Raw genomic sequence first — 22,990 nt, forward strand, 5'->3', positions numbered from 1 at the left:
TACTGCCGCAGTCAGTCCCGCCAGCCATTTTTGCTTATTCATACAAAAAATTCCTCCTTCTGTTGTTTGATATTATCGTTTCTATCAAACTATCTCTATTGTAGCAGAATCTAAGATATTTGTATAACATATTTGTCATGCGATTTGCATATTTGTAAAAGCATTTTTGCAAATACACCATGAAAAAACGAAAGGTTGTTTCATAGAAAAAAGAAAAGGTTGAATTTTATTCACAGTGTATTAGTATTTATGTGGTACAATATACTAGCCACTTCAAAAAAATGAAACGGGGGAATCATTCTTATGTGGAAAAAAAGAAGTATTTTGTTATTGTTTGCGCTGACCATAGCGTGCAGCAGCACACTGTACGGCTGTGATGTCATGAAAACTCCGACAGAATCCGGCGCAAATGCCAGTGAGGAAAACTCAGGCGAAACATCCGGAGAGGACAAGGATTCAGGCGGTGCAGACAAGACGGACTCCAACGGGAAAGAAAAATCAGAGGATGCCAAAGGCGGTCTGTCCGCTGAGGAGTGCAATGCACTTTGGAAAGAATATCTCGGACAGCAGACGCTCTGCCAGATCAACAAAAAATTCGAAATATCGGATTCTTTGGAGGTGCAAAACGCACCCAGCGGATTGGCAGCAGCCGTTCAGAACGACTTCGACGGCGATGCTCAGAACGAGCTGGTCACATTCACTTTCGATAAGAACAGTACCGACGGCGACGACATCCGGATAGATTTGCTAGAAATCGAGGGCGGCGCAGTCAAGGTTTCCGACAGCAAGTATCTGACGGAGATTCTGGACATCAGCGACAAGCAGCAGGCGGTAACCAACTCCATCTATTTTTCAAGAGCCAACAGTATGGAAATTGCAACCTCATCGTATCAGGGCAATCTGTATTTCGGCAGCCTTCTGACGAGAGAGTGCTATTTCTATGCGGGAGAAACGTGTCCATATGTGAAAAGTTTCAATGTATTCACCATAGAGAACCATGAGATCACACCCTGCACCATCGCTTCTACAGACATGGAATGGGCTACTGTCGCATATCCTTTGGACGAAACGGTGATCTATTCCAAACTGCTTCCGCCCAGCATTCGGGAGACGCAGGAACTGGGCAGCTGTTCTGTTGACGAAGAACAATCCCCTTACCCGGAGAGTGCGCAAAGAGTCAAGGATGAGGTGGATGCCATGACCATCCGGCAGGGAAAATCCAACTTGTACACCAATCTTTTTTCTGCCTTTGAAGCAGGCTTTCATGTGGTTGGCGGGACATGCTCCTCTGCTGAGGCAGCTTATTCTCTGCTGCTGAATGAATTCGGCTTGGATATCGCATACGACAGTCAGGAAGAGTTGCAGGAAAGATCTTCAGAGGAGTGCAGCGCTCAGTTTGTTGCCAAAGGAGATGCGCAGGTAACGCCAATCGTGAAAATCAGCCTACTGAAAAAATATCACTACCAATCTATGGAATACGAGGAATACTGGAACAAACTCACGCTTACCTCTGACCTCAACAAGATTCTCGGCGATGAGAACTTGTTCACCGAAACCTTTGAGAATGAGGATGCGCTGTTTGAGGACATCCTCCGCTATCCGGAATATCACCATGATATCTGGGATACATTCGATTCCATGAATCTCATGCAGTGCATCATGGATCTGGATCAGGACGGAAAAAAGGAACTGCTGATTGAAGGCACCAATGACAGCGATTATAAAAGTGTCGGCGTTGTGAAAGCAGACGGCAGTTTTTACTTCCTGAACAATGCCGGAATGAACACAGAATATTTCTCCAACGGCTTTATCCGTGGAAATACCATGAATTCCGTATTTGGCTACACGTATCTAAACACAACGAATGGCGAAACATGGAGCGCACAGCTGGAAAACGGGCAGAGTTCGGTGCGTATTTTGGAGAACGGTGACGGCAGCCAGGTATTAAAGGGCACACAGGCAGAAGAAAAAGAAAAGACCATGTACTCTGCCAATACGGTTACTCCGGACTTCCAGAACTATTATGTATGGCAGCCGGAACAAAATCTCCAAAATTTCACGTCTGTTTCGAAAACAGACAGCGCTGCTGCCAACTGGAAAAGCGCTTACTTCAGCATTCTGGACGAATTCCAGAACAGTCTGGACTACGAGATGGACGGTGTCACATGGAAATATGCGCTGCTCTACATCGATGACGATGACGTGCCGGAGCTGTATGTCACTTGTGAGAGCATGGATTTCGGCAGTGCCATGTACAGCTACAGTGATCAGAAAGTCACTCGAATCCTCACCTCTCCCGCAGTCCGCGACAACGGATTTATGGGATACATCGAACACACAGGGCAGTTTGTCACATTGACACACGGCGGTTCTATGCACTATGAATACGATGTCTACCAGCTGAAAAAAGGGCAAGCGGAAATCGTGCACAAATTGCGCTGCGACGAAAATGCCGAACACCTCTATGACATTGACGGCGAGGAGTTTAGCAAGGAAGCATTTGATACACGGTATCAGACTTATCAATCACAGTATACGGAAGTCACGTACATGGCACGTGACGAGATCGAACACACGCTAAATCAATAAAAAAATGCATGCGGAACGGGAACAGTCTCCGTGATACTGCTGCAGCTTCCGCACCCGATCGGCGTAGTCCAGAATCATGTGATACTGCAGATTTTTGATACGGTCAATATCGACAAATGACTCGTCTTATTATGCCGTGATGTTTCAGAAAAAAATGCGATAAAACAAAAACATTATGGAAAACTGAAACATTCCTTTTATGCTACTGCATCATTGCGTAAAAAATCCGTCCTGCGTCACAGCAGAACGGATTTTTCGTTTTGAAACTGCGGAACTTCTTAGCCAATGGGAACGATGGGCAGTTCATTTTCATCGGGGTTCACACCGCTTGTGGTGATAACATCCTCGCAATCGAACTCTACGACCTCCAGCTCCGGTGCTACGTATGTCTCCTTCATGAATTTCACCTCGCTTTTCCACACGAAATGTGCTTGTAGATTTATTATAACATATCGATAAAAAATTGTCAAGATGTATTTCGCAGAAGAAAAAATTTACGCAGGACGCAAAGCGCCCTCCCGCAGCGCCGGACGGCAGGAACGGGAGGGCGTTTCCAAGCGCCGGAATCACCGGCACCACATCACGATTTCTTCATTTTCCCCAATTGGTAACTCAGAGCGTTTCGACATTGTGCATCAGGAACTGCATCAGGAGCTGTGTATCATCCGTGGTAACACTGCTGTCCTTGGTGCAGTCTGCGTTCTGTTTCTGCTGATCGTTCATCTCAACGCTTCCGCTGATGATCTTGCCCAGCATAACAGCATCGGTCAGGTCGATATTGCCATCCAGATTGACATCGCCGACGAGGGTGGAAACCTCGTCTTCCTTGGTGTCCTTGTTGTTGGCAATCACTTCGTCAATGGTAGGCAGAATTGTGCCACCCTGGTCAATGTTAAGAATCTTTCCGTTAACATAAACTGCCAACCCGGCAAAGCAGTCCTTTCCGTCATACATACCGAAAGCAACATCCTCGCTCTCATCCAATGCCACGGCAATCGCTGCAGTTTCTTCCTTGTTCGTAATGTTGTTTACATTCCAAAAGTCAAAGGAGTGCACAAATTCCACCACAGTCAGCAGATCGCCATTGTAATACATCGGAACTTTCACAACACAATCGCCGTCGAGGTTTTCTTTCCGGACAATTCCTGCATATAAGTCATAATTGGGAATATAGGCATTGCCGTAAGTTACGCCGTCTGCAAACATATTATCCGGCAGTGTAACATCATCATGGGAAAAGACGGAGTCAAATTCCCACATCAGCATATCATCCAGATAGCCTTCGCCACAGACATCCGTGGACTGCTGCTGGATTTTCTTCACGAATTCCTCGCCGGTGCAGTTGGTCATATATGTCGGGATTTCATTTCCATTGATGGTAACATAATTGAAAGTTGCACCATCAGCGCTTGCCGAGAGAATACCCAGAGAAGATACCACCATGCTCGCTGCCAGCGCAGCTGCGATCATTTTGCTTTTTTTCATAAATATCACCTCATTGTTTAAAAGAACGAAAACGTACCGCTCCATTCAGAATACGGTTCAGAGCCACCCCCGGAAAATTCTTCCCAACCATCAACAATTTTTACTGTTGCATTAAAGGAATAGCCACTCTGACCATCATAAATCTTATATAAATCGTCCACCTCATCGCCATTTTCAACATGAACACAGCCATAAATCACGCCATCAATAGACGGATACTTCGCCGCCCCACCGGAATACATCCGAATCATGACGGGCTTGTTTCTTACAGACAAATTTTCATAAACCTGATCAAGTGTAAGACTTCCATCTTTATAAGTACTATTCAGATTGTATATTGCCAAAAGTTCCTGTACCTGATTGACCGTACCGCCAACCATGGGCGTATTATAAATGCCAACTGCCATATCATACACATCATTAGCAGACAATGCATTTGCAGTGTTTTTCATATAGCCGTTTTGATAATTGTACAAGGAGGCAATTGCAGCAGACCAAGAGACATTGCCATATCCATTCGTAGCAGGACGTACTTTGTAGTTATCGAAAAAATCAGACAAAACACATTGTTTGGTAGTGCTTTTTGCTGCATACTGCGCTAAATCAGAATCGGCGATTTCCAATCCCTGCAAATCTGCCTGTTCCGGCGCTGCATCAACCGCTTCGCCATTGGATACATTGGTGAGGGTGTCACCATCGTATACCATTACAGAATTGCCATCTCTGTAAAAAGCGACCGCTGTGTCGGTATCTGCTGCGGACTGAAGCGCAACATCATCGGTTTCGTGATAAGTGGAAAGTACCTGATTGTCGCTTCCCTTGAGTTCGCTGACAACACCAATTACCTCCGAGTCGTGGTAAACAGTGTACAGATTTCCAATGAGCGTGTTGCTTCCCAGATCACGAAGTGCGGTTCCTTCGCTAATGCTGATGCCCTCCATAGAAGCATATTCCGAACCAGCAAGAAGAGAACCAAGGGTTTCTTTTGTACTTTCCAGCTGTGCATTTTCTGCGGCAAACACAGGTGCTGCAACAGCGGAAAGTGTTGCCGCCATCGCCAGTGCCGAAATACCGGCGACAGCCTTTTTAAATACTCTGTGCATTTTGAAAACTCCCTTCTTAAATCCCACACATTCTAATTATGAATGTTTTTGACTATTTTCAAGCATCCCCCTTTCTATGAAAAGGCATAATACAAATCAGAGTCATAACATTTTGTGGAAAATAATTCGCATAATCCTTTCTTTTTCACCTTCAGTATAGCATGCTATGATGCCTTTGTCAATAGCCCAGCACCAAATGGTCGATTTTCGCCTCTATTTGGTCAAGTGCACGAGAGCAAGCCACAGAATATACCAGTATTTGGAAAATAAGGGCGTACTCAAAGCGTTTCCACGTTGTGCATCAGGAACTGCATCAGAAGCTGTGTGTCATCTGTGGTGATTGCGCCGTCCTTGGTGCAGTCAGCGTTCTGTTTCTGCTGATCGTTCATCTCAACGCTTCCGCTGATGATCTTGCCCAGCATGACAGCATCGGTCAGGTCAACTGTTCCGTCCAGATTCACATCGCCACGAATGGTAGTATCAATTTCGGCATCCTGCAAAACATAGGAACAATGATAATGTTCCAGCATAGAGGCATCAAACGTATCACCGGAACTTCCATCCAAACGGAATGTATCACGATAAAGATATGCCGTTTTTTCCGATGTTCCGTCCTCCTGATTCACCATCAGGCGAATCAGCAGCGACGACGGAATACGGATGTTCTGATTGGCAATCTTGATCTTATCATATCCGTCTTTCAGCATCGCAATTTGATTACAAGCGTCCAGATTGACAGAAGCCGTACCGCTACCCTCAATCCAAAGTGTACGTTCCGCATCGTCATACCGCCAGGAAACCGTATCACTCAGCTGTCCGGAACGAGTATAGAACGGTGTCATATCGGTTCCATTGGTAACAAGCTCCGTCGTATCACTCCAGCGCACACACCAATCGGCAAAACTATCCGCCTGTGCATATACGGTGTCCGCACGGTTCAGCAGTTCCCGATATCGCTCCACATCCTGTCCCTCTACATTGGAGAGAGAGTACTCGTCCACATAAATCGCCTTGAGATGATCCAGACCATTGTAGACATATGCCCCCATATCCGTATTCATGCAGGAGATATTGAAATCCTTGAATCGAATCGTGTCGATCTGATCACAGAACTGGTACCACGGAATATACGAATCCGACCAGGCATCCAGACAGCCGGTTTCATTCCAGCCGTAGAAATACTGTCCGGAAAGTGTCAGAACATTTCCGTCTACCTCCCAGCGGTTCGGCGTATCTCCGGCGAAGTGTCCGCCAATTACACCGGAATATACCCCATTCTTCTCTGTCATCTGATCGAACACAAGCGGAGTTGCATGTACAGAAACCGGCACAATTGCTGCTGCCAGCATTGCGCAGGAAGCAAGCATGCTGGTAAGTTTCAAAAAGTTCTTACGCATATGAACCCTCCTCTCTAGATGTACGAATTACAATGTGCTAATCGCTCCATTAATAAACTTATTCAACAGAACTACATCCGAAACATCTACAATATCATCTTGAGTTGTATCACAAGCCATGGGATTGGTGATATACGAATAGTGATTGTTTCCGTCAGCATAAGTGATATTCAAATCCTCTGAACCCATAGCATACTTCAACAGCAGTGTAGAATCTGCTTCATTCACAATGCCATCATGATTTACATCACCCAACGCATAAATTTCATGCGAAACAGCTACATTCGCCGTCGGGCAATAGCTGTCAACACTGATAACATTGTTCAAAGCTGCCTCACTAGTGCAGTTATTTCTATCCGGAGTAATCTTAAATCTAGTGATTCCTCTTGCATTGGATACACTCAAAGCAGACACATTAGAAAGATACTGAGTATATGTCCATTTTGTTGTATTAACGCCTTCAAAATTTGCTTCATTAGTGAGGTATCCTTCGCTAACATAGCCGATCTTTTCCTTATACGGACGGCAAACTGCATAGCCATTATTTTTGTCATAAGTAACCATGTTAGAATAAGACGATGTGCTAATGCGAAGCATCGGAAAACTCTCTTGCGGAGTAGCAACGATCAACATTACAAAATGTGTTGTAGGTGCCAGACGACTTACATTATAGTAATTCGGAGCACTTGTTGTTGAAAACGTTGCAATTTCAGATTCAGAGAGCATTTCCTCGCCTCTCTGATAAATTTCAACTGCCTCCTTAGTTTCGTCCAAGGACAAACCATTGTCCAAACAGTACTTTACAACTTTCTGTGTTTCAAAATCTGCAAAAGAGTCAACATATTCCTGTACTTCTACCGCTTCATATTCCGATGCAAATGCGGGAACTGCTGTTGCAGACATCGTTACAGCCATTGCCAATGCAGAAATACCAGCAACGGTTTTTTGATTGTCTTGTTCATAAAAACTTCCTTTCTTCAATTACACGTTCTGATTATAAATTTTTTAATATTTTCCAAGCATTCCCCCTTTCTATGAAAAGGCATAATACAAATCAGAGCCATAACATTTTATGGAAAATAATTCGCACAATCCTTTCTTTTTCACTCTCAGTATAGCATGCTATGATGCCTCTGTCAATAGCCCAGCACCAAATGGTCGATTTTCGCCTCTATTTGGTCAAGTGCACGAAAGCCGGAACGTGATTTTTTCAATATTTAGCAGAAAATTATGATAAAAGAATATTTTTGGCAATCCTAAAATAACCGTCCTGCGCCGAATCTGGAACGTCGTTCGCCCGGCAGAGGTTTTTTGATCCCCATTTTCCGCCTGCTGCATTTTACCAGATTCTAGTCGATTTGCTCGTGCGTATTCGACGGAATTGACCAAATGAAGACGAAAATCGACCATTTGGTGCTGGGCTATTGACAGAGGGGGCGGTTTGTGCTACGCTACCAGTAGAGCGGAACACCTGCGTGCCAAAAAACGGAAATCCCCATCTATGAGGAAATCGTGAGCACGGCAAAAAGCACATTTGAAAAAAGCTTTCTGTTTTTTTCGGTTTGCTTTGAAAAGTACGATGTTTGTACACAGGGTACTTAAAAAAATAAGAATTTGTGAAAATGTGTTGACAAATAGGTGTTTGCTGAGTATAATAAAATTACAAAAAAGGAAAGCGATAATACTCAACAACTTTTTCCATTTTCTGTAATTTTAAAAAGGAGGAATGCTTGGAAATTGTCGAGGAACATCCGCAACTAAGACACAAATTGAAGAAAGGAAGTTTCCAATGCATAAGACAATCAAAAAAGCCATTGCCGGCATCTCTGCATTGGCAATGACAGTGGCAATGTCCGCAACCACAATCCCTGCGTTCGCATCGGAATATGAAGCAATCGATGCGCAGGAATACGTAAACTCTTTCGAAAATCCGGAGACACGGGAAGTGGCACAATTTTATTTGGACAACGGAATCTCTGGAGATGAATTGAAAGATATGATGTCCACCTACGAAGAAGGACTTGCCCTTTTGAGTAGTGAAGATGAATCCGGTATCGCACTTACCAGTGCAAACAGCAGCACAACAGTTTCTCTCGGAAACGGCGGAAACTACTATAACGGAACTCGTATGGCAAATTCTAAGCATTATGCAGTAATCACAAACGATCGTCCGCAAGCCGAAGCTGTTGGAAATTTCATCGTATCAACATCTAATGCTGTGTCTTATGATATGGCAGCTCATCCTTATACGCTTCAGAGTGGCTACGAAAGTCTGATCGTTCGTGCATCTAGCAATCTGCAATATCTGACAATCACAGGAACACTTGCGTCTGATTCTAAAAGTGTTGAAGCGATAGTAACACTTCCGTTCACAGCAGGAACCGCTACGAGTGAAGCCAAACTTCATAGTGGATTCACACTCAGCAGCAACTTCACTTCCCTGAACGATGATGACGGATCGTATTCGCTGAATACGTATGCTTTGGGCGATCTTGACCACAATGGCATTGTTGACTCGGCAGACTACACGTTGGCATCTCGCTTTTTGGTGAGCCTCATCAATAAGATCGACTTTAATTACAAAGATGTCGGTCCGGGTGTTGCTTCGGCTATTTTCATCCTCGCTTTTGATGTAAACATGGATGGTCAGATTGACTTGTCAGATGCTGTTGGCATTAACAAAATTATAAACGCCTAAGTAAAGCCGATTTGTTATTTTAGGACAAAAGGGGGTCTTGAAATGAGAAAATCCAAATTCTTAATTCTGGTGACAACAGCTGTCTTGAGTTTTTCATTTTCTGTGGAATCTGTAGCAGCCGTAGATTTTGAATCTGTTTCCCCCGCACCGATTACATCACAGGAAACAGCTTATTCTGGTATCTGCGGTGCAGAGGGCGACAACATTCAGTGGAATTATGACGCTGCATCGGAAACCATCACATTTTCCGGAACTGGCGCAATGAAAACCTACTACAAAAAAGCAGAGAATGATGGCGAGCAGGACTTTTATGAAAACCCCGAGTGGGTACTGCTTCCGGTTTGCAATATTGTTTTTGAAGATGGCATCACTGACATTGGCTGCTTGCTGAAAGACTTTTTCCACACGCCTTCCGACCGCGGCAAACAGACCGTTTTTCTGCCGGAAAGTGTGACAAAGTGGGGTCCTTTCATGTACGAGTTTGCTGCAATCAAAGCACCCTATGGCTCTGCGGCATATTATGCATTTGCGGATAGGCCGAATTATTCTTTTTTCGGCTATGGTATTGCAAAAAATCCTGTGCACGAAACAACCGGCACTTCCGAATATGGCGCAACGTGGAGTTTCGATTACTTCACCCAGACGGTCACCATTTCCGGTCCGGGATTTGCACTGCCGGATGAATTCGATGTATATCCGTACAAGTCTATCATTATTGAGGACAGCGTGACCGTTCCGGAAGACGGAACATATCCCGGAAAGGATTACAGTAAGTATGTTCTTTTGTGGGCAGCAAAGTATATGGGTCATGTCGATGAGCTTCCCATAATTTACGCATCCAGTACAAGCGAATTTGCAAAAGAATTTGCAAAACTTCCGGACAATATTCGTGTCTCTGCGCCTAACATTGTTTACAGCGATGAAACTGCATATGTTGGCGATGTTAACTTGGACGGCGAAGTTAATTTGAAAGATGCGGTTCTGCTGAACAAGTGCGTCAACGGCAGCGTTACCTATAATGAAATTCAAAAGGCGAACATGGACTGCAACGGCGACGGCGTGATCTCCGCAGATGATTCCCTCACCCTGTTGAAGTTCCTGATCCAGCTCATCAATCAGCTCTAAACTTTTGCCTTTTCACAAGGCGGAGCACAGCCCCATTTCCGGCGGGACTGTGCTCTTTTTTTCGCCTTTCTTGACAACCCGCTGCCGGTGTGCTACAATGATTCTACAGAATCTTACTTCACTGGAGGTATCCCCCTATGACTGCAACCGAAATCGCCTGCCTTTGCATCGGCGCTGCCGGCATCCTGACGGCGCTGCTCTCCCTGCCGTTCTTTTGCCGTGGGCGTGCGCTCTCCAAAAAATGCTCTGCCCGGACCACCGGCACTGTCCAGCGCTACCGCATCGGCGGCGGAAACCGCAAAGCCATCTCGCCGGTGGTCGCATATCTGGTGGACGGGAAACCCTACACTGCCTACCGGCACTACAAGGGCGTTGTCACCTCCCACAAATCCGGCGCTTCCGGTGCGGGGAACCGCCTTTTCGTGTCAGAGCGGGATGTTCTCCACATCCACACCGCCGGCATGTTCTGCAACTGCGGGGAACTCGCCGCAGCGCTCTGGCCCATTGGCAGTACCATGCCCGTGGTCTACAATCCCCGCAATCCCAAGCAGGGCTTCGTGGAAAAGCCGGTCAGCCTTGGCGGTACGGTAGGCGTGACATTGCTCTGCACCGGCGTGGGACTGGCGGTTTTCGCCGGCGCAATGTTTTTGCTCTTTCAATAACAGAAAGGAATCTGCACGATGATCTTACTATCCGCACAAAATATTTCCAAAACATACATGGAGCGCAAAGTCCTCGACAATGTGTCGTTCTTCCTCAATGAGGGCGACAAAGTCGGGATCATTGGCATCAACGGCACGGGAAAATCCACGCTCCTGCGCATTTTGGCTGGCGCAGAGGAGTCCGACAGCGGGAATGTGATCCGCACCAGCGGTGTGCGCATCTCCTACCTGCCGCAGATTCCGGAATTCGCCCCCCATGGCAGCGTTCTGGAACAGGTGATGCTCCACCTCCCCGCCGACCTGAAAGAGGCAAAGGAATTTGAGGCGAAGTCCATCCTGGGAAAGCTGGGCATCACCGACGTTTCACGGGACATCGGAACGCTCTCCGGCGGAGAACGCCGTCGTGCCGGTATCGCTGCGGCACTCATCCAGCCCAGCGATGTGCTGCTGCTGGACGAGCCGACCAACCACATCGACAACGAAACCGTACAGCTGCTGGAAGAGCAGCTGCAAAAGTATCGTGGCGCAATTGTCATGGTCACCCACGACCGGTATTTCCTGAACCGCATCACCCGGAAAATCGTGGAGGTTGACCGTGGCAGTCTCTTCTCCTACGACGGAAACTACAGCACCTATCTGGAACAAAAGGCACAGCGTGAGGCAGATGCCGAGGCGCAGGAACGGAAAAACCGCTCGCTCTATCGGCAGGAACTGGAGTGGATCCGGCGTGGTGTTCGGGCGAGAGGCACCAAGTCCAAGGACAGAATCGAGCGCTTCCATGTGCTAGAAAATCGGGAGATTCCGGCGGAACAGGAAAAGATGCAGCTGCAATCGGTTTCCTCCCGACTGGGAAAGAAAACCGTGGAATTGGAGGGCGTTTCGAAGTCCATTGACGGAAAACTGCTGCTCCACGATTTTTCCTACAAACTGCCAAGAGATGCACGCATCGGCATTGTGGGACACAACGGTGCCGGAAAGTCCACGCTCATCAAGCTGATCTGCGGTGCACTGCAGCCGGACAGCGGAAGCATTACGCTGGGCGATACGGTGCGCATCGGGTATTTTTCGCAGGAATGCGAGAGCATGGATCCCACGCAGCGTGTCATCGAGTACATTCGGGAAACCGCCGACCGCATCCAGACTCCTGAGGGAACTATCACTGCGGCAACCATGCTGGAACGATTCCTTTTTACGCCGGAATTGCAGTGGAACCGCATCGAAAAGCTCTCCGGCGGAGAGAGGAAACGCCTGTATCTTCTCAAAGTGCTGATGTCTGCGCCAAATGTTCTGCTGTTGGACGAGCCGACCAACGATCTGGACATCACTACGCTGACCATTTTGGAGGACTACCTCCGGAACTTTGCCGGTGCAGTTATTGCCATCTCCCACGACCGTTATTTTCTAGACAAGATGGCGTCGGAGATCTGGGAACTGTCTGGTAATGGCGATGTGCACCGCTACAACGGCAACTACAGCGACTATGCTGCGCAGTGCATACCGGCAGAATCCGCAGAAAAGGCTGCCAAACCTACGGAGAAGAAAGAGCGCACTTTTGTGGGGAAAAAGAAGCTGAAATTCTCGTATCGGGAACAACGGGAGTTCGAGAGCATTGACGATGACATCGCTGCGCTGGAACAGCAGATCCAGGAAACGGAAGCACAGCTTGGCGCATGCACCTCTGACTATGTGAAGCTGCAAGAACTATCCGAGAAAAAGAGCGCTTTGGAAACGCAACTTGAGGAAAAGATGGAACGCTGGGTTTACCTCAACGACCTTGCGGAGCGCATTGCAAACGGTGAGATGGTTTAATTCCCTATTACAATAGTATATACTATTACAATAGGGAACTCATAAGAAACTACCAAAAGAGGAGATCTCCCAATGAGATCTCCTCTTTTTTCATCTCTGAAAGTTCCGGACTTGTTCCAGCATCTCCTCGTGCAAAACTTGCAGCCTTCTTTGAATGTGTTCTTCCGGCATGAGCTTGGGAAGCCACACATGACAAGAAATTCCAAATGTCAGCAGCAATGCCAATTCCAAAATAGAACTAATCAAGGCAAGTGTCACAAGATTTCGAAAAATAGAGAAAAACAAGATGAAAATATAAATTCCCACAAGTGCGAGTAAACACGCTATCACGCACCAGAACTTTTTCGTTTGGTATTGCTTTTTCTCCTGTATCACATGAGCGGTGTATGCCTGATATATTGCCGTCAATTCCGGATGCTGCAAAAAAATCGTGTCCATGCTGCTACAATGACATTGCACATACTCTATCGGATCTTCCCCGAAAATTCCTTGAATCATCAAAACATAGTTTTCCCCATATGGAAAAAGCCGATGGATTTCCACAATGTCCTGCACACGATACTGTGCGGTATCTTTAGACAAAATTCGAAGCCCTATGCTCATTTTCTCCCTCCATTATCCGCACTGCACTGACGGCCGGCTGCGAAACGCCTTTCGCCATACTATAAAAAACGTGATGAGAATCATTGTTGAGGTAATCACCCAAGTGGACGGGAAAGAGAAGTACAAACTCTTCAGCGTGCCAAAGCGGGCGAATACGGTAAACAGCCAGAGAATCCGCACCGCACAGATTCCCAGCATAGTTTCTGCTGCCGGAAGTGTGGAATAGCCAAGACCGCGCATCGACCACGCCGGAATCTCATAGCAGGAACAGATGACCTGAAGCCCCAGAATAATTCGGATTCGTTCGCAGGCGTAGGTGATTTCTTCTGAAGAAGTAGTAAACAAACCGGAAGCCTGCCGTGAAAACAAAACCACCGGAACAATGATTACCGCAGAAAACAGGGTTGCTGCAAGGAAACAAATCCCCACAGTTTTCTTGCACCGCTGTCTGTTTCCAGCAGCGTAATTCTGGCTGATAAATGTGGTCGCTGCCTGTCCGAATGCTGTGTCCATGTAGTAGGCGATGTATTCAAAGTTCATGGAAACTGCCACACCGGCAGCTGCAGCGCTGCCGAATGTGTTGATGGCGGACTGTACAAAAATATTGGCAATGCAAAAGACGGCGCTCTGAATTGCCGCCGGAATTCCGATGCGCAAAATTGCCTGCAAGTGCTGCCTGTTGAGCTTCAGCTTTCGCAGAGACAAGCGGAACTCCTCGTGCTCCCGCAGCATCCAGAATACCACCATAGCTGCACTGACTGCCGCAGAAAGATCGGTCGCCAGCGCCACACCAACTACGCTCAGCTTACAAACCACCACAAAAAACAAGTTGAGAAACACGTTGATGACACCGGAAAAAATCAGTGCGCCAAGAGGACGCTTACTGTCCCCTTTCGCACGGAGAATGGCTGCGCCGAAATTGTAAATCATCAGGAACGGCACACCGGCAAAATAGATTCGCAGATAGTTGTCAGCAGAAGTCAGGATATCCGCCGGCGTATGAATCAGCATCAGCAGCGGTTTGGAGATCAGCTGTCCCAGTGCGCCGAACAGTACACCGTACAGCACAGAAAACAGCATTCCGGTATGTACCACATCCGGAATTTTCTTCTGCTCTCCCGCTCCGATAAAGTGGGCAATGCGCACATTGGCACCGACCGCAAGTCCTGCCGAAAGTCCGACGATCAGCGCCACGATCTCCCCGTTGGTTCCCACGGCTGCCAGTGCGTCCGGACTGCCAAACCGACCGGCAACCGCCGTATCTGCTGCATTAAATAGCTGTTGGAGAATGCTGCTCAGCGCAATGGGGAGCGCAAATAAAATAATATTTTTCAGCAGCGGACCTTGAAGCATGTCCATCTGATGACTTTTCTTCATGAAATATTTTCCTTCCGTTAATCCATTGCTTTGATGTTAGAGCTTGTGTTCATAGGAAATATATGCGGATTTTCGAGCAAATTTTTTTGCAGACAAGGCAAAAATTTGCAGGCATACTTTCGTATGGCAAGAATTTTTAACGCAGTATGCAACAAAATTTGCCGAAAAGACGTAGATAGACGCCTATGAACACGAGCTCTTATACTTCGGCGGTTTCCAACCGGAACTGGTTTTTCTGATACCAGAGAATGCCGTCTTTCTGCATCTTGGAAAGCTCGCTGCACATGGCGCTCCGGTCTACGCCCAAATAGTCCGCCAGCTGCTGCCGGTTATAGGGAATAGAAAACGTCCGGCTTCCGGCACGTTTGCTGCAATCCGAAAAATAGGACAGCAGTCTGCCACGAATCGTCTTGGCACCGGTATGGAGGATTCTGCGGGAGAGCTGGAGGTTCTTTTTGGCGCTGATGGTGAGCAGATTGCGGAGCAGCTGGATGTGAAACGGACACGCATCGGAACAGGGATTCCAGATGCGCTGCATATCCAGAAACAAAACCGTCGTTTCCTCCGCTGCGATTACTCGAATCAAAAGCGATTCCTCCGGCGCACAGGCATATGCCTCCCCAAATACCGCACCGGATGCAGCGTGTCCCAGCACACTGTTATTGCCCCAGACATCGCTGTGCTCCATGAGCACTTTTCCATGCCGAACAACCCCTAACTTGGTAATGGGAACGCCCTCCGGCAAAATCACTTCTCCTCTGGAATAACGCCGCTCCTGCCCGCCAAGGCACTGCAAAATGGCAGGAAGCTCCTCTTCTTTGATCCCCAGAAAAAGGGGCGTCTGGCATAAATTTGTTTGCATTTTTTCTCCGTTCTGTTGTTACAACAACATCTTTTCTCTGAATATTGTACTATACTATATTCAGAAAGTCAAGACAAGCAAATACAGATCATAAAAAATCACAATAGGAGGATTCCGCATGATTCGAAAAATTATCGTCATCGACGAGGAAAAGTGCAATGGCTGCGGTGCATGTGCAGCTGCCTGCCATGAGGGTGCCATCGGCATGGTAAACGGCAAGGCAAAACTGCTGCGGGACGACTACTGCGACGGGCTGGGCGACTGCCTGCCGGCATGTCCCACCAATGCCATCTCATTCACCCATCGGGAAGCCGCTGCCTACGACGAAAAGGCAGTGCAGGCGAACAAGCTTGCAGCCCAGCAGGCAGCACATTCCCGCCACGCCGGCGGATGTCCCGGCACACGCATGCGGCAAATGCGCCAGAGAAATCACACCGAGGATGCACCGCCGATTTCCGGCGCATCCCAGCTGGCACAGTGGCCGTGCCAGATTCGGCTGGTTCCGGAACATGCGCCCTACTTTCAGGGTACATCTCTGCTCATCGCAGCAGACTGCACTGCCTACGCCTACGCTGCCATGCATCAAACATTTCTGCGTGGGAAAACTACGTTAATCGGATGCCCCAAGCTGGACGATGTCAACTATGCCGAAAAGCTGACACGGATTCTCCGCAACAATGACATTCAGGATGTCACTGTGGTACGTATGGAGGTCCCCTGCTGCGGCGGACTGGAACACGCTGCACGAGAGGCGGTTCAAAACAGCGGAAAAGCGCTGCCGTTCCACGTTGCCACCATCTCCATCGACGGCATCATTTTAAACCAGACCTGAAAAAATCGGAGGAATTGAATATGCGTCAGAATATGTTTTGTTATCAGTGTGAGCAGACTGCCGGATGTTCCGGATGTACCGGAAAAGCTGGCGTCTGCGGAAAAAACGCCCAAGTCGCTGCGCTGCAGGACGAGCTGACCGGTGCGCTCATCGGTCTGGCACGTGCCACCGATGGCGACACGCTGCCGGACGAAACCACCGGAAAACTGGTGATCGAAGCACTGTTTACCACCATGACCAACGTCAGCTTTGACGAGGATTCCATTCGCCGCTGCATCCAGCGAGTGCGGCAGGAAAAGGCACGCCTTGTTCCGGAATGCAGCAGCTGCAGTTCGCCCTGTGGCAGAAATGACGAGTACAATATGGCAAATCTCTGGCAGGCACAGGAGGACATCCGCAGCCTGAAATCTCTCATTCTCTTCGGCATCCGCGGCATTGCCGCCTACGCATATCACGCCATGGTGCTGAGCTACGTTGACGAGGAAATCTATCGTTTTCTCTACCGTGCACTGTTCGCAGTTGGCGAGGACCGGGGGATGGAAGAACTGCTGCCCCTGGTCATGGAGGTCGGCAAGGTCAATCTGGACTGCATGGCACTGCTGCACCGTGCCAACACGGAGACATTCGGCACACCAGTGCCCACCGAAGTGCCGCTTTGCATTGAAAGAGGGCCGTTCATCGTCATCTCCGGTCACGACCTGCGGGATCTGAAGCTGCTGCTGGAGCAGACTGCCGGCACCGGCGTTTCCGTCTATACCCACGGAGAGATGCTGCCGGCACACGGCTATCCGGAGCTGAAAAAGTATCCCCATCTCAAGGGCAACTTTGGCACAGCATGGCAGAATCAGCAGCGGGAATTTGCAGACATTCCGGCACCCATTCTCTTTACCACCAACTGTCTGATGCCGCCAAAGGCAAGCTACGCTGACCGTGTCTTTACCACCGAAGTGGTTGCCTACCCGGAGATGCAGCACATCGGTGCGGACAAGGACTTCTCACCGGTGATTTCCAAAGCACTGGAACTGGGCGGCTATCCGGAGGCGCACCAGATGACCGGCATCAATGGCGGTTCTACCGTGACCACCGGATTCGGACAGAACGCCGTGCTCCAGCACGCACCGGAGATCATCCAAGCCGTCAAGGACGGAAAAATCCGCCACTTCTTCCTTGTGGGCGGCTGCGACGGCGCACGCACCGGCAGAAACTACTACACGGAATTTGTCCGCCAGACACCGCCGGATTCTGTTGTGCTCACGCTGGCGTGCGGAAAATACCGCTTCAATGATCTGGACTTGGGAACTGTTGCCGGACTCCCCCGCCTGCTGGATATCGGGCAGTGCAACGACGCTTACAGCGCCATCCAGATCGCACTGGCACTGGCAGAGGCATTTGACTGCGGTGTCAACGAACTGCCGCTTTCCATGGTACTTTCCTGGTATGAACAGAAAGCGGTCTGCATCCTGCTGACGCTGCTGCATCTGGGCATCCAGAATATCCGCCTTGGCCCGACGCTGCCGGCATTTCTCTCCCCCAACGTGCTGCAATATCTGGTGGAACACTTCCGCATCGCTCTCATCACCGCACCGGAGGCAGATCTTGCGGCAATCCTGAACGCATAATCACACGTCTAAGCCGACACACAAAAGACGAATCGCTGCGCAAAAGCGATTCGTCTTTTTTCTTTGGAAAATACGCTTACTTTTTCGGATTCCAGCCGATCAGATCTTTCACCACTTCTCCGGCAATAATCAGACCTGCCACCGAGGGAACGAAAGCATTGCTCCCCGGAATCGCCCGGCGCTGGGTGCACTTTCTCGCAGTGTCCGGCGGACAGATGCAGTTGGAACGGCAGCTTGCTGCCATATCCTCTTTCGACTCCACCGGTTTTTCCTTGGAGTACACCACTTTCAGCTTGGGAATGCCACGCTTGCGCAGCTCGTAACGCATGACACGTGCCAGCGGACAAACAGAGGTGTTGTAAATGTCATCCACTTCAAACGCCGTGGGATCCATCTTGTTTCCGGCACCCATGGCGCTCATGATAGGCACCTGATACCGATTGGCTTGAACAATGAGGTCGATTTTCGCCGTCACCGTATCAATGGCATCCACGATATAATCATAGGCGGAGAAGTCGAACTGATCGGCGATTTCCGGCATATAGAACGTCTGATGGGTACGCACCTGACAATCCGGATTGATCTGGTGAATCCGTTCTTCCGCCACCTCGATCTTATAGCGTCCCACGGTCTTGCGGGTGGCGTAGATCTGCCGGTTGATATTGGTCAGGCAGACCTTGTCATCATCGATCAAATCCAGTGCGCCGACACCGCTTCGGGAAAGTGCCTCTGCGGTATATCCGCCCACACCGCCGATTCCGAAAATTGCGACACGTGCCTGAGAAAGACGCTCCATTGCCTCCTTTCCCAACATCAATTCTGTTCTGGAAAATGCATTCAACATAGTGGTATCTGATCCTTCCTTCGAATTCCGACTGAAATCATATGCTATTCCATTATAGCACATCTTCCCCGAATTGGCAAGCAAAAAATCGAAAACGGACGGAGAATTTCTCTCCGTCCGTTTGGGATGCGTTTTAGAGCTTGTGTTCGTAGGAAATATATGCGGATTTTCGAGCAAATTTTTTTGCAGACAAGGCAAAAATTTGCAGGCATACTTTCGTATGACAAGAATTTTTAACGCAGTATGCAACAAAATTTGCCGAAAAGACGTAGATAGACGCCTATGAACACGAGCTCTTAGTATTCTTCTTCCCAGTCGCACGGTTCAAACGGTGTGTCGTTTCCTCCGCTTGTGGTGATGATATCTTCAACAGAAAAATGAACTACCTCAAGCATCGGAGTTTCGTACGGTTCCTTTTTCTCATCATTTTCGTCCATGTCATTTCCCCTCCTTATGCAAAATAGTCCTTTGCCGCCTGATAATACAGATACATTGCTGCGATGGTATCCTTTAGCGCCTGCGTCCGTGTGGCGGAAACATCCCGCTGCAGCACGTGGTAGCCATACGCCATAGCGCTGTACTGTACATCCAGCAACGCTTCACCGCAGGTCACCCGAACCGTGTATGCTGTGCCCAGATTTTTTGCAGCAATATCGCTTAGTTCCACACAATAAAAGTTCCCCCATTTCTGCGGTGTCAGTGCCTGCTCTCCCCAGAAAAACCGGAGATCCTCAATGGCTGCATCTCCCTGACAGGAAAAATACAGGCGCAGCGTGGTCTGAGAATCAAGGGAAAGACTTGCGCCCTCCAGCTTCACGAAATCGGACTGCTGCACCGTCTGATTCCGATATGCCTCCAGTGTCTGCGCTGTCACCTGCTCCACCGACTTCTCGCTCTCCGAGAAATTAGCATTGGCGAGTGTGGTCAGGCTGTGCTGGAAATTCAGCTGGGCATAAGCGCCGTAATTCAGCATTGCCCGAACCAGCGGTGCCGCTTTTTCATATGCCGGCTGTTCCTCCGTATGTTCCAGCAGATAGTCCGCATATTGCTTTACGGTGTAGGCGTAGCGTTTTCCCGTTCTGCCATCGCTCAAATGCATCTGCGCCAAGATTGTGTCGGTCATCTCTTTCGCTGCCACCTCGCACGGGAACACATAATATGTCTTCCCCGCAGCAGTCTGCGTGTCTACCCGTGCCTCCTGAACCAGCACCTTTTTCGTCGTCCCGTTGGCGTAGGTGAACAGGAGATATGCGCCGGAATCCGCCAGAACCCCGTCATCCAGTTCCATGTAAAAGTTGACGCCGATGTTGCCGTTCAGACTCAGCGAATTTCCGGCAAGTCTTGCCCCGATTCCGTCCTCATATCCGCCGCAGACCTGACAGATCCCTTCCACAAACTGATGCTCCTGCACATGCACATCAACCAGCGCTTCCGCAGCGGTATACGCATCGGTTTCCGCCACCTGTACCAGCAGCGTGTAATCTCCCGCAGCGTCCGGCGATTCTATCTGCTCGCTCATTCCGTCTGTACTTCTGCCACGATACCATGTACAGGTGCGCTCTGCGCCAACATTGGTGGTTTCGATCTGGGTATCATCCGGCAGCGGAATCTCGTTTCCCAGACAGTACACCGTGGGATAGGTATCCTTGATGGAAAGTGTACCCTTTTCTCTGGAATTGCCGGTGTCTATGAAGGTGAAGTTATTCTTTCCATTTCTAGCATTTTCATCTTTAACATATGTTTCAGCAGCTGTCCCAGCCTTGCCATATATTATAAAACCAGAAATCGGATCACTTTCTTGATATCCAAATGCCCTACTCTTAATTTCTGTCACACTTTCAGGAATTTTAATTTCTGACAAAGCACAGTTCAGAAATGCACTTGACAAAATTTGAACCAACCCATCTGGCAATTCAACATGTTTTAAGCGGGAACAGCCCTTAAACGCCTGAGCGCCAATCATGGTAACACCTTTTGGAATCACAACAGATTCCAATTCGGTTTTCTCTCTAAATGCAGTTAAACCAATTGCCACCACTGGTTTTCCGCCCAAGGTATCCGGAATTTCCAGAGAAGTCATTGTTACGCCATCTACAAATCCATTGATTGTTACACCATTCTCCGATTCCGTCCAAGAGAGCACACCATTGTCCGCCGCCGATGCCGAAATTGCAGCCGGTGCTGTGAACGTGCCGAGCGGTACGCCAGCGGTGAAACAGGCACTGCCCAGCATTGCCGCAGCAGCAATCACAGAAAGGATTCGTTTTCGAACGTTCATAAGATTCTCACCTCCAATTGATTTCTATTTCATTTTATCATATAATATCTGCAATTTCAATTCACTTTGGCAAAGAACTGCAAATTTTACGGTTTCAAAAAAGATTGTTTTTAAAATGTCGAATTTTGTCGAATCCAGTCGAATTGCATGCCAAAAAAAGAACCCGTTTCCAATCCGAAACAAGGTTCGAATGGAAACGGGTTCTGAAATAATTAAGTCAGGTTGGTATATCCCATCAGATATTCGTCCACTTCCCGTGCAGTCTCTCTGCCCTCACGGATCGCCCAGACAACCAGCGACTGACCACGGTGCATGTCGCCAGCGGTGAACACGTGGTCTGCATTGGTGCGGTAGTGTCCGGCTTCTGTTGCCACATTGGTGCGGGGTGTCACATCCACGCCGAATGCTTCGGTCACATAAGACTGTGCACCAAGGAATCCTGCGGCGATCAGCACCAGATCTGCGTCCAGCACCTGTTCGCTTCCTGCAATTTCCTCCATGCGCATCCGCCCGTTCTTGGGATCGTGAACCGACTGCAGCTTGATGGTTTCCACCGCACACACGTGGTTCTTTTCATCCTTGAGAAACCGCTTGACGGTCGTCTGATAAATTCTCGGATCGTGTCCGAAGACAGCGATTGCCTCCTCCTGACCGTAGTCAGTCTTGCAGACACGGGGCCACTCCGGCCACGGGTTATTCTCTGCCCGTGTATCCGGCAGCTTCGGCATCATTTCCAGCTGGATCACCGACTTGCAGCCGTGGCGGATCGCCGTACCTACGCAGTCGTTTCCGGTATCACCGCCGCCGATGACGATGACGTTCTTGTACTTGGCACTGATATAGTAACCATCGGAGAGGTTGGAACTAATCAGGCTCTTGGTAGTTGCTTTCAGGAAATCTACAGCGTAGTAGATGCCGTCGGCATCCCGACCCTCTGCATTGATATTTCTGGGATTGGAAGAACCGCACGCCAGAATGACTGCATCAAACTCCTGCTTCAGCTGCTCTGCGGAAATATCCTTTCCCACATCCACACCGGTGCGGAACTCCACGCCCTCTGCTTTCATCATATCCACACGGCGCTGCACCACGGTCTTTTCCAGCTTCATATTAGGAATGCCGTACATCAGCAGTCCGCCCACACGGTCTTCCCGCTCAAACACGGTGACGCTATGACCACGCTTATTGAGCTGCAATGCCGCTGCCAGACCGGAGGGGCCGGAACCAACAATTGCGACACGTTTTCCGGTACGGGTCTTTGGCGGATTCGCCTTGATGTGTCCGGTTTCGAAAGCGTGTTCAATGATCGCATACTCATTTTCCTTGACGGTGACCGGATCGCCGTTCAGTCCGCAGGTGCACGCCTTTTCGCAAAGCGCCGGACATACACGGGAGGTAAATTCCGGAAAGCAGTTGGTCAGGAGCAGACGATCTGCTGCCTCATCCCAAAAGCCCTTGTACACCATGTCATTCCACTCCGGACACAGGTTATTCAGCGGGCATCCGGAAACCATGCCAAAGATCGGCTTGCCTGCCTGACAGAACGGAACACCGCAGTCCATGCAGCGCGCGCCCTGCTTCTGCCGTTCTTCCAGCGCCAGCGGCGTGTGGAATTCACGGTACGTCTTGATTCGTTCCAGCGGTTCCTGCCCTGCATTTTCGACTCTCTCATATTCGAGAAATCCAGTTGATTTTCCCATCAGTTGT

The 22,990-nt window shown here is 48.8% G+C and carries 18 protein-coding genes; 7 read left to right on the plus strand and 11 right to left on the minus strand.

What is annotated here, in order from left to right; translation table 11 throughout:
• The first annotated feature begins 303 nt into the window (after nt 1–303).
• Nucleotides 304–2,589, plus strand: a complete 2,286-nt coding sequence (locus QZL66_RS04965) for a hypothetical protein (RefSeq protein WP_022410632.1) — start codon at nt 304–306, stop codon at nt 2,587–2,589.
• A 612-nt stretch (nt 2,590–3,201) separates the two neighbouring features.
• On the opposite strand, the gene QZL66_RS04970 is transcribed toward QZL66_RS04965, so the two are convergent.
• From QZL66_RS04970 to QZL66_RS04985, 4 genes are all read right to left on the minus strand, one after another.
• On the minus strand, nt 3,202–4,074 hold the full coding sequence (locus QZL66_RS04970; protein ID WP_022410634.1) for a dockerin type I repeat-containing protein: 873 nt from the start codon (nt 4,072–4,074) through the stop codon (nt 3,202–3,204).
• A gap of 17 nt (nt 4,075–4,091) precedes the next feature.
• Nucleotides 4,092–5,177 (minus strand): hypothetical protein, encoded by a 1,086-nt coding sequence (locus QZL66_RS04975; protein ID WP_022410635.1) that lies wholly within the window; start codon nt 5,175–5,177, stop codon nt 4,092–4,094.
• A gap of 278 nt (nt 5,178–5,455) precedes the next feature.
• Nucleotides 5,456–6,574 carry a dockerin type I repeat-containing protein gene (locus QZL66_RS04980; RefSeq protein ID WP_022410636.1) on the minus strand — a complete coding sequence of 373 codons (1,119 nt, stop codon included), beginning with the start codon at nt 6,572–6,574 and terminating at the stop codon, nt 5,456–5,458.
• A gap of 27 nt (nt 6,575–6,601) precedes the next feature.
• Nucleotides 6,602–7,555 carry a hypothetical protein gene (locus tag QZL66_RS04985; RefSeq protein ID WP_293601869.1) on the minus strand — a complete coding sequence of 318 codons (954 nt, stop codon included), beginning with the start codon at nt 7,553–7,555 and terminating at the stop codon, nt 6,602–6,604.
• Between the two features lie 808 nt (nt 7,556–8,363).
• Here QZL66_RS04985 and QZL66_RS04990 point away from each other — a divergent pair.
• The 4 genes from QZL66_RS04990 (at nt 8,364) to QZL66_RS05005 (ending at nt 12,868) form a co-directional block, all read left to right on the plus strand.
• Nucleotides 8,364–9,272 (plus strand): dockerin type I domain-containing protein, encoded by a 909-nt coding sequence (locus QZL66_RS04990; RefSeq protein WP_022410638.1) that lies wholly within the window; start codon nt 8,364–8,366, stop codon nt 9,270–9,272.
• A gap of 42 nt (nt 9,273–9,314) precedes the next feature.
• A complete protein-coding gene (locus tag QZL66_RS04995) occupies nt 9,315–10,397 on the plus strand; it encodes a dockerin type I repeat-containing protein (protein WP_022410639.1) in 1,083 nt (360 codons plus the stop codon).
• Nucleotides 10,398–10,534: 137 nt separating this feature from the next.
• Nucleotides 10,535–11,059 (plus strand): DUF3592 domain-containing protein, encoded by a 525-nt coding sequence (locus tag QZL66_RS05000; protein WP_022410640.1) that lies wholly within the window; start codon nt 10,535–10,537, stop codon nt 11,057–11,059.
• Nucleotides 11,060–11,077: 18 nt separating this feature from the next.
• Entirely contained in the window at nt 11,078–12,868 is a 1,791-nt protein-coding gene (locus tag QZL66_RS05005; RefSeq protein ID WP_022410641.1) for an ABC-F family ATP-binding cassette domain-containing protein, read from the plus strand.
• Between the two features lie 90 nt (nt 12,869–12,958).
• On the opposite strand, the gene QZL66_RS05010 is transcribed toward QZL66_RS05005, so the two are convergent.
• The 3 genes from QZL66_RS05010 to QZL66_RS05020 form a co-directional block, all read right to left on the minus strand.
• Entirely contained in the window at nt 12,959–13,471 is a 513-nt protein-coding gene (locus QZL66_RS05010; RefSeq protein WP_022410642.1) for a hypothetical protein, read from the minus strand.
• Nucleotides 13,472–13,483: 12 nt separating this feature from the next.
• On the minus strand, nt 13,484–14,848 hold the full coding sequence (locus QZL66_RS05015; protein ID WP_022410643.1) for an MATE family efflux transporter: 1,365 nt from the start codon (nt 14,846–14,848) through the stop codon (nt 13,484–13,486).
• 199 nt (nt 14,849–15,047) lie between these two features.
• Complete coding sequence (locus QZL66_RS05020; RefSeq protein WP_022410644.1) at nt 15,048–15,710, minus strand: Crp/Fnr family transcriptional regulator; 663 nt, start codon at nt 15,708–15,710, stop codon at nt 15,048–15,050.
• Nucleotides 15,711–15,828: 118 nt separating this feature from the next.
• Here QZL66_RS05020 and QZL66_RS05025 point away from each other — a divergent pair, with 118 nt between their 5' ends.
• The gene (locus QZL66_RS05025) at nt 15,829–16,542 is read left to right on the plus strand and encodes an ATP-binding protein (RefSeq protein WP_022410645.1); all 714 of its coding nucleotides are present in this window, start codon (nt 15,829–15,831) and stop codon (nt 16,540–16,542) included.
• 20 nt (nt 16,543–16,562) lie between these two features.
• Nucleotides 16,563–18,161: a hydroxylamine reductase gene (gene hcp, locus QZL66_RS05030; protein WP_022410646.1), complete on the plus strand. Its 1,599-nt coding sequence runs from the start codon at nt 16,563–16,565 to the stop codon at nt 18,159–18,161.
• A gap of 76 nt (nt 18,162–18,237) precedes the next feature.
• Here the strand turns inward: hcp and QZL66_RS05035 are convergent, their stop codons facing one another.
• The 4 genes from QZL66_RS05035 to QZL66_RS05050 form a co-directional block, all read right to left on the minus strand.
• Nucleotides 18,238–19,005: a tRNA threonylcarbamoyladenosine dehydratase gene (locus tag QZL66_RS05035; protein ID WP_022410647.1), complete on the minus strand. Its 768-nt coding sequence runs from the start codon at nt 19,003–19,005 to the stop codon at nt 18,238–18,240.
• 296 nt (nt 19,006–19,301) lie between these two features.
• On the minus strand, nt 19,302–19,442 hold the full coding sequence (locus QZL66_RS05040; RefSeq protein ID WP_022410648.1) for a hypothetical protein: 141 nt from the start codon (nt 19,440–19,442) through the stop codon (nt 19,302–19,304).
• Nucleotides 19,443–19,456: 14 nt separating this feature from the next.
• Entirely contained in the window at nt 19,457–21,283 is a 1,827-nt protein-coding gene (locus QZL66_RS05045; protein ID WP_022410649.1) for a leucine-rich repeat domain-containing protein, read from the minus strand.
• A gap of 212 nt (nt 21,284–21,495) precedes the next feature.
• Entirely contained in the window at nt 21,496–22,983 is a 1,488-nt protein-coding gene (locus QZL66_RS05050) for a glutamate synthase subunit beta (RefSeq protein ID WP_022410650.1), read from the minus strand.
• Between the last annotated feature and the right edge of the window lie 7 nt (nt 22,984–22,990).

The organism is Ruminococcus sp. CAG:330 (genome assembly GCF_000437175.1).
Taxonomy (GTDB): Bacteria; Bacillota; Clostridia; order Oscillospirales; family Ruminococcaceae; genus Ruminococcus_C.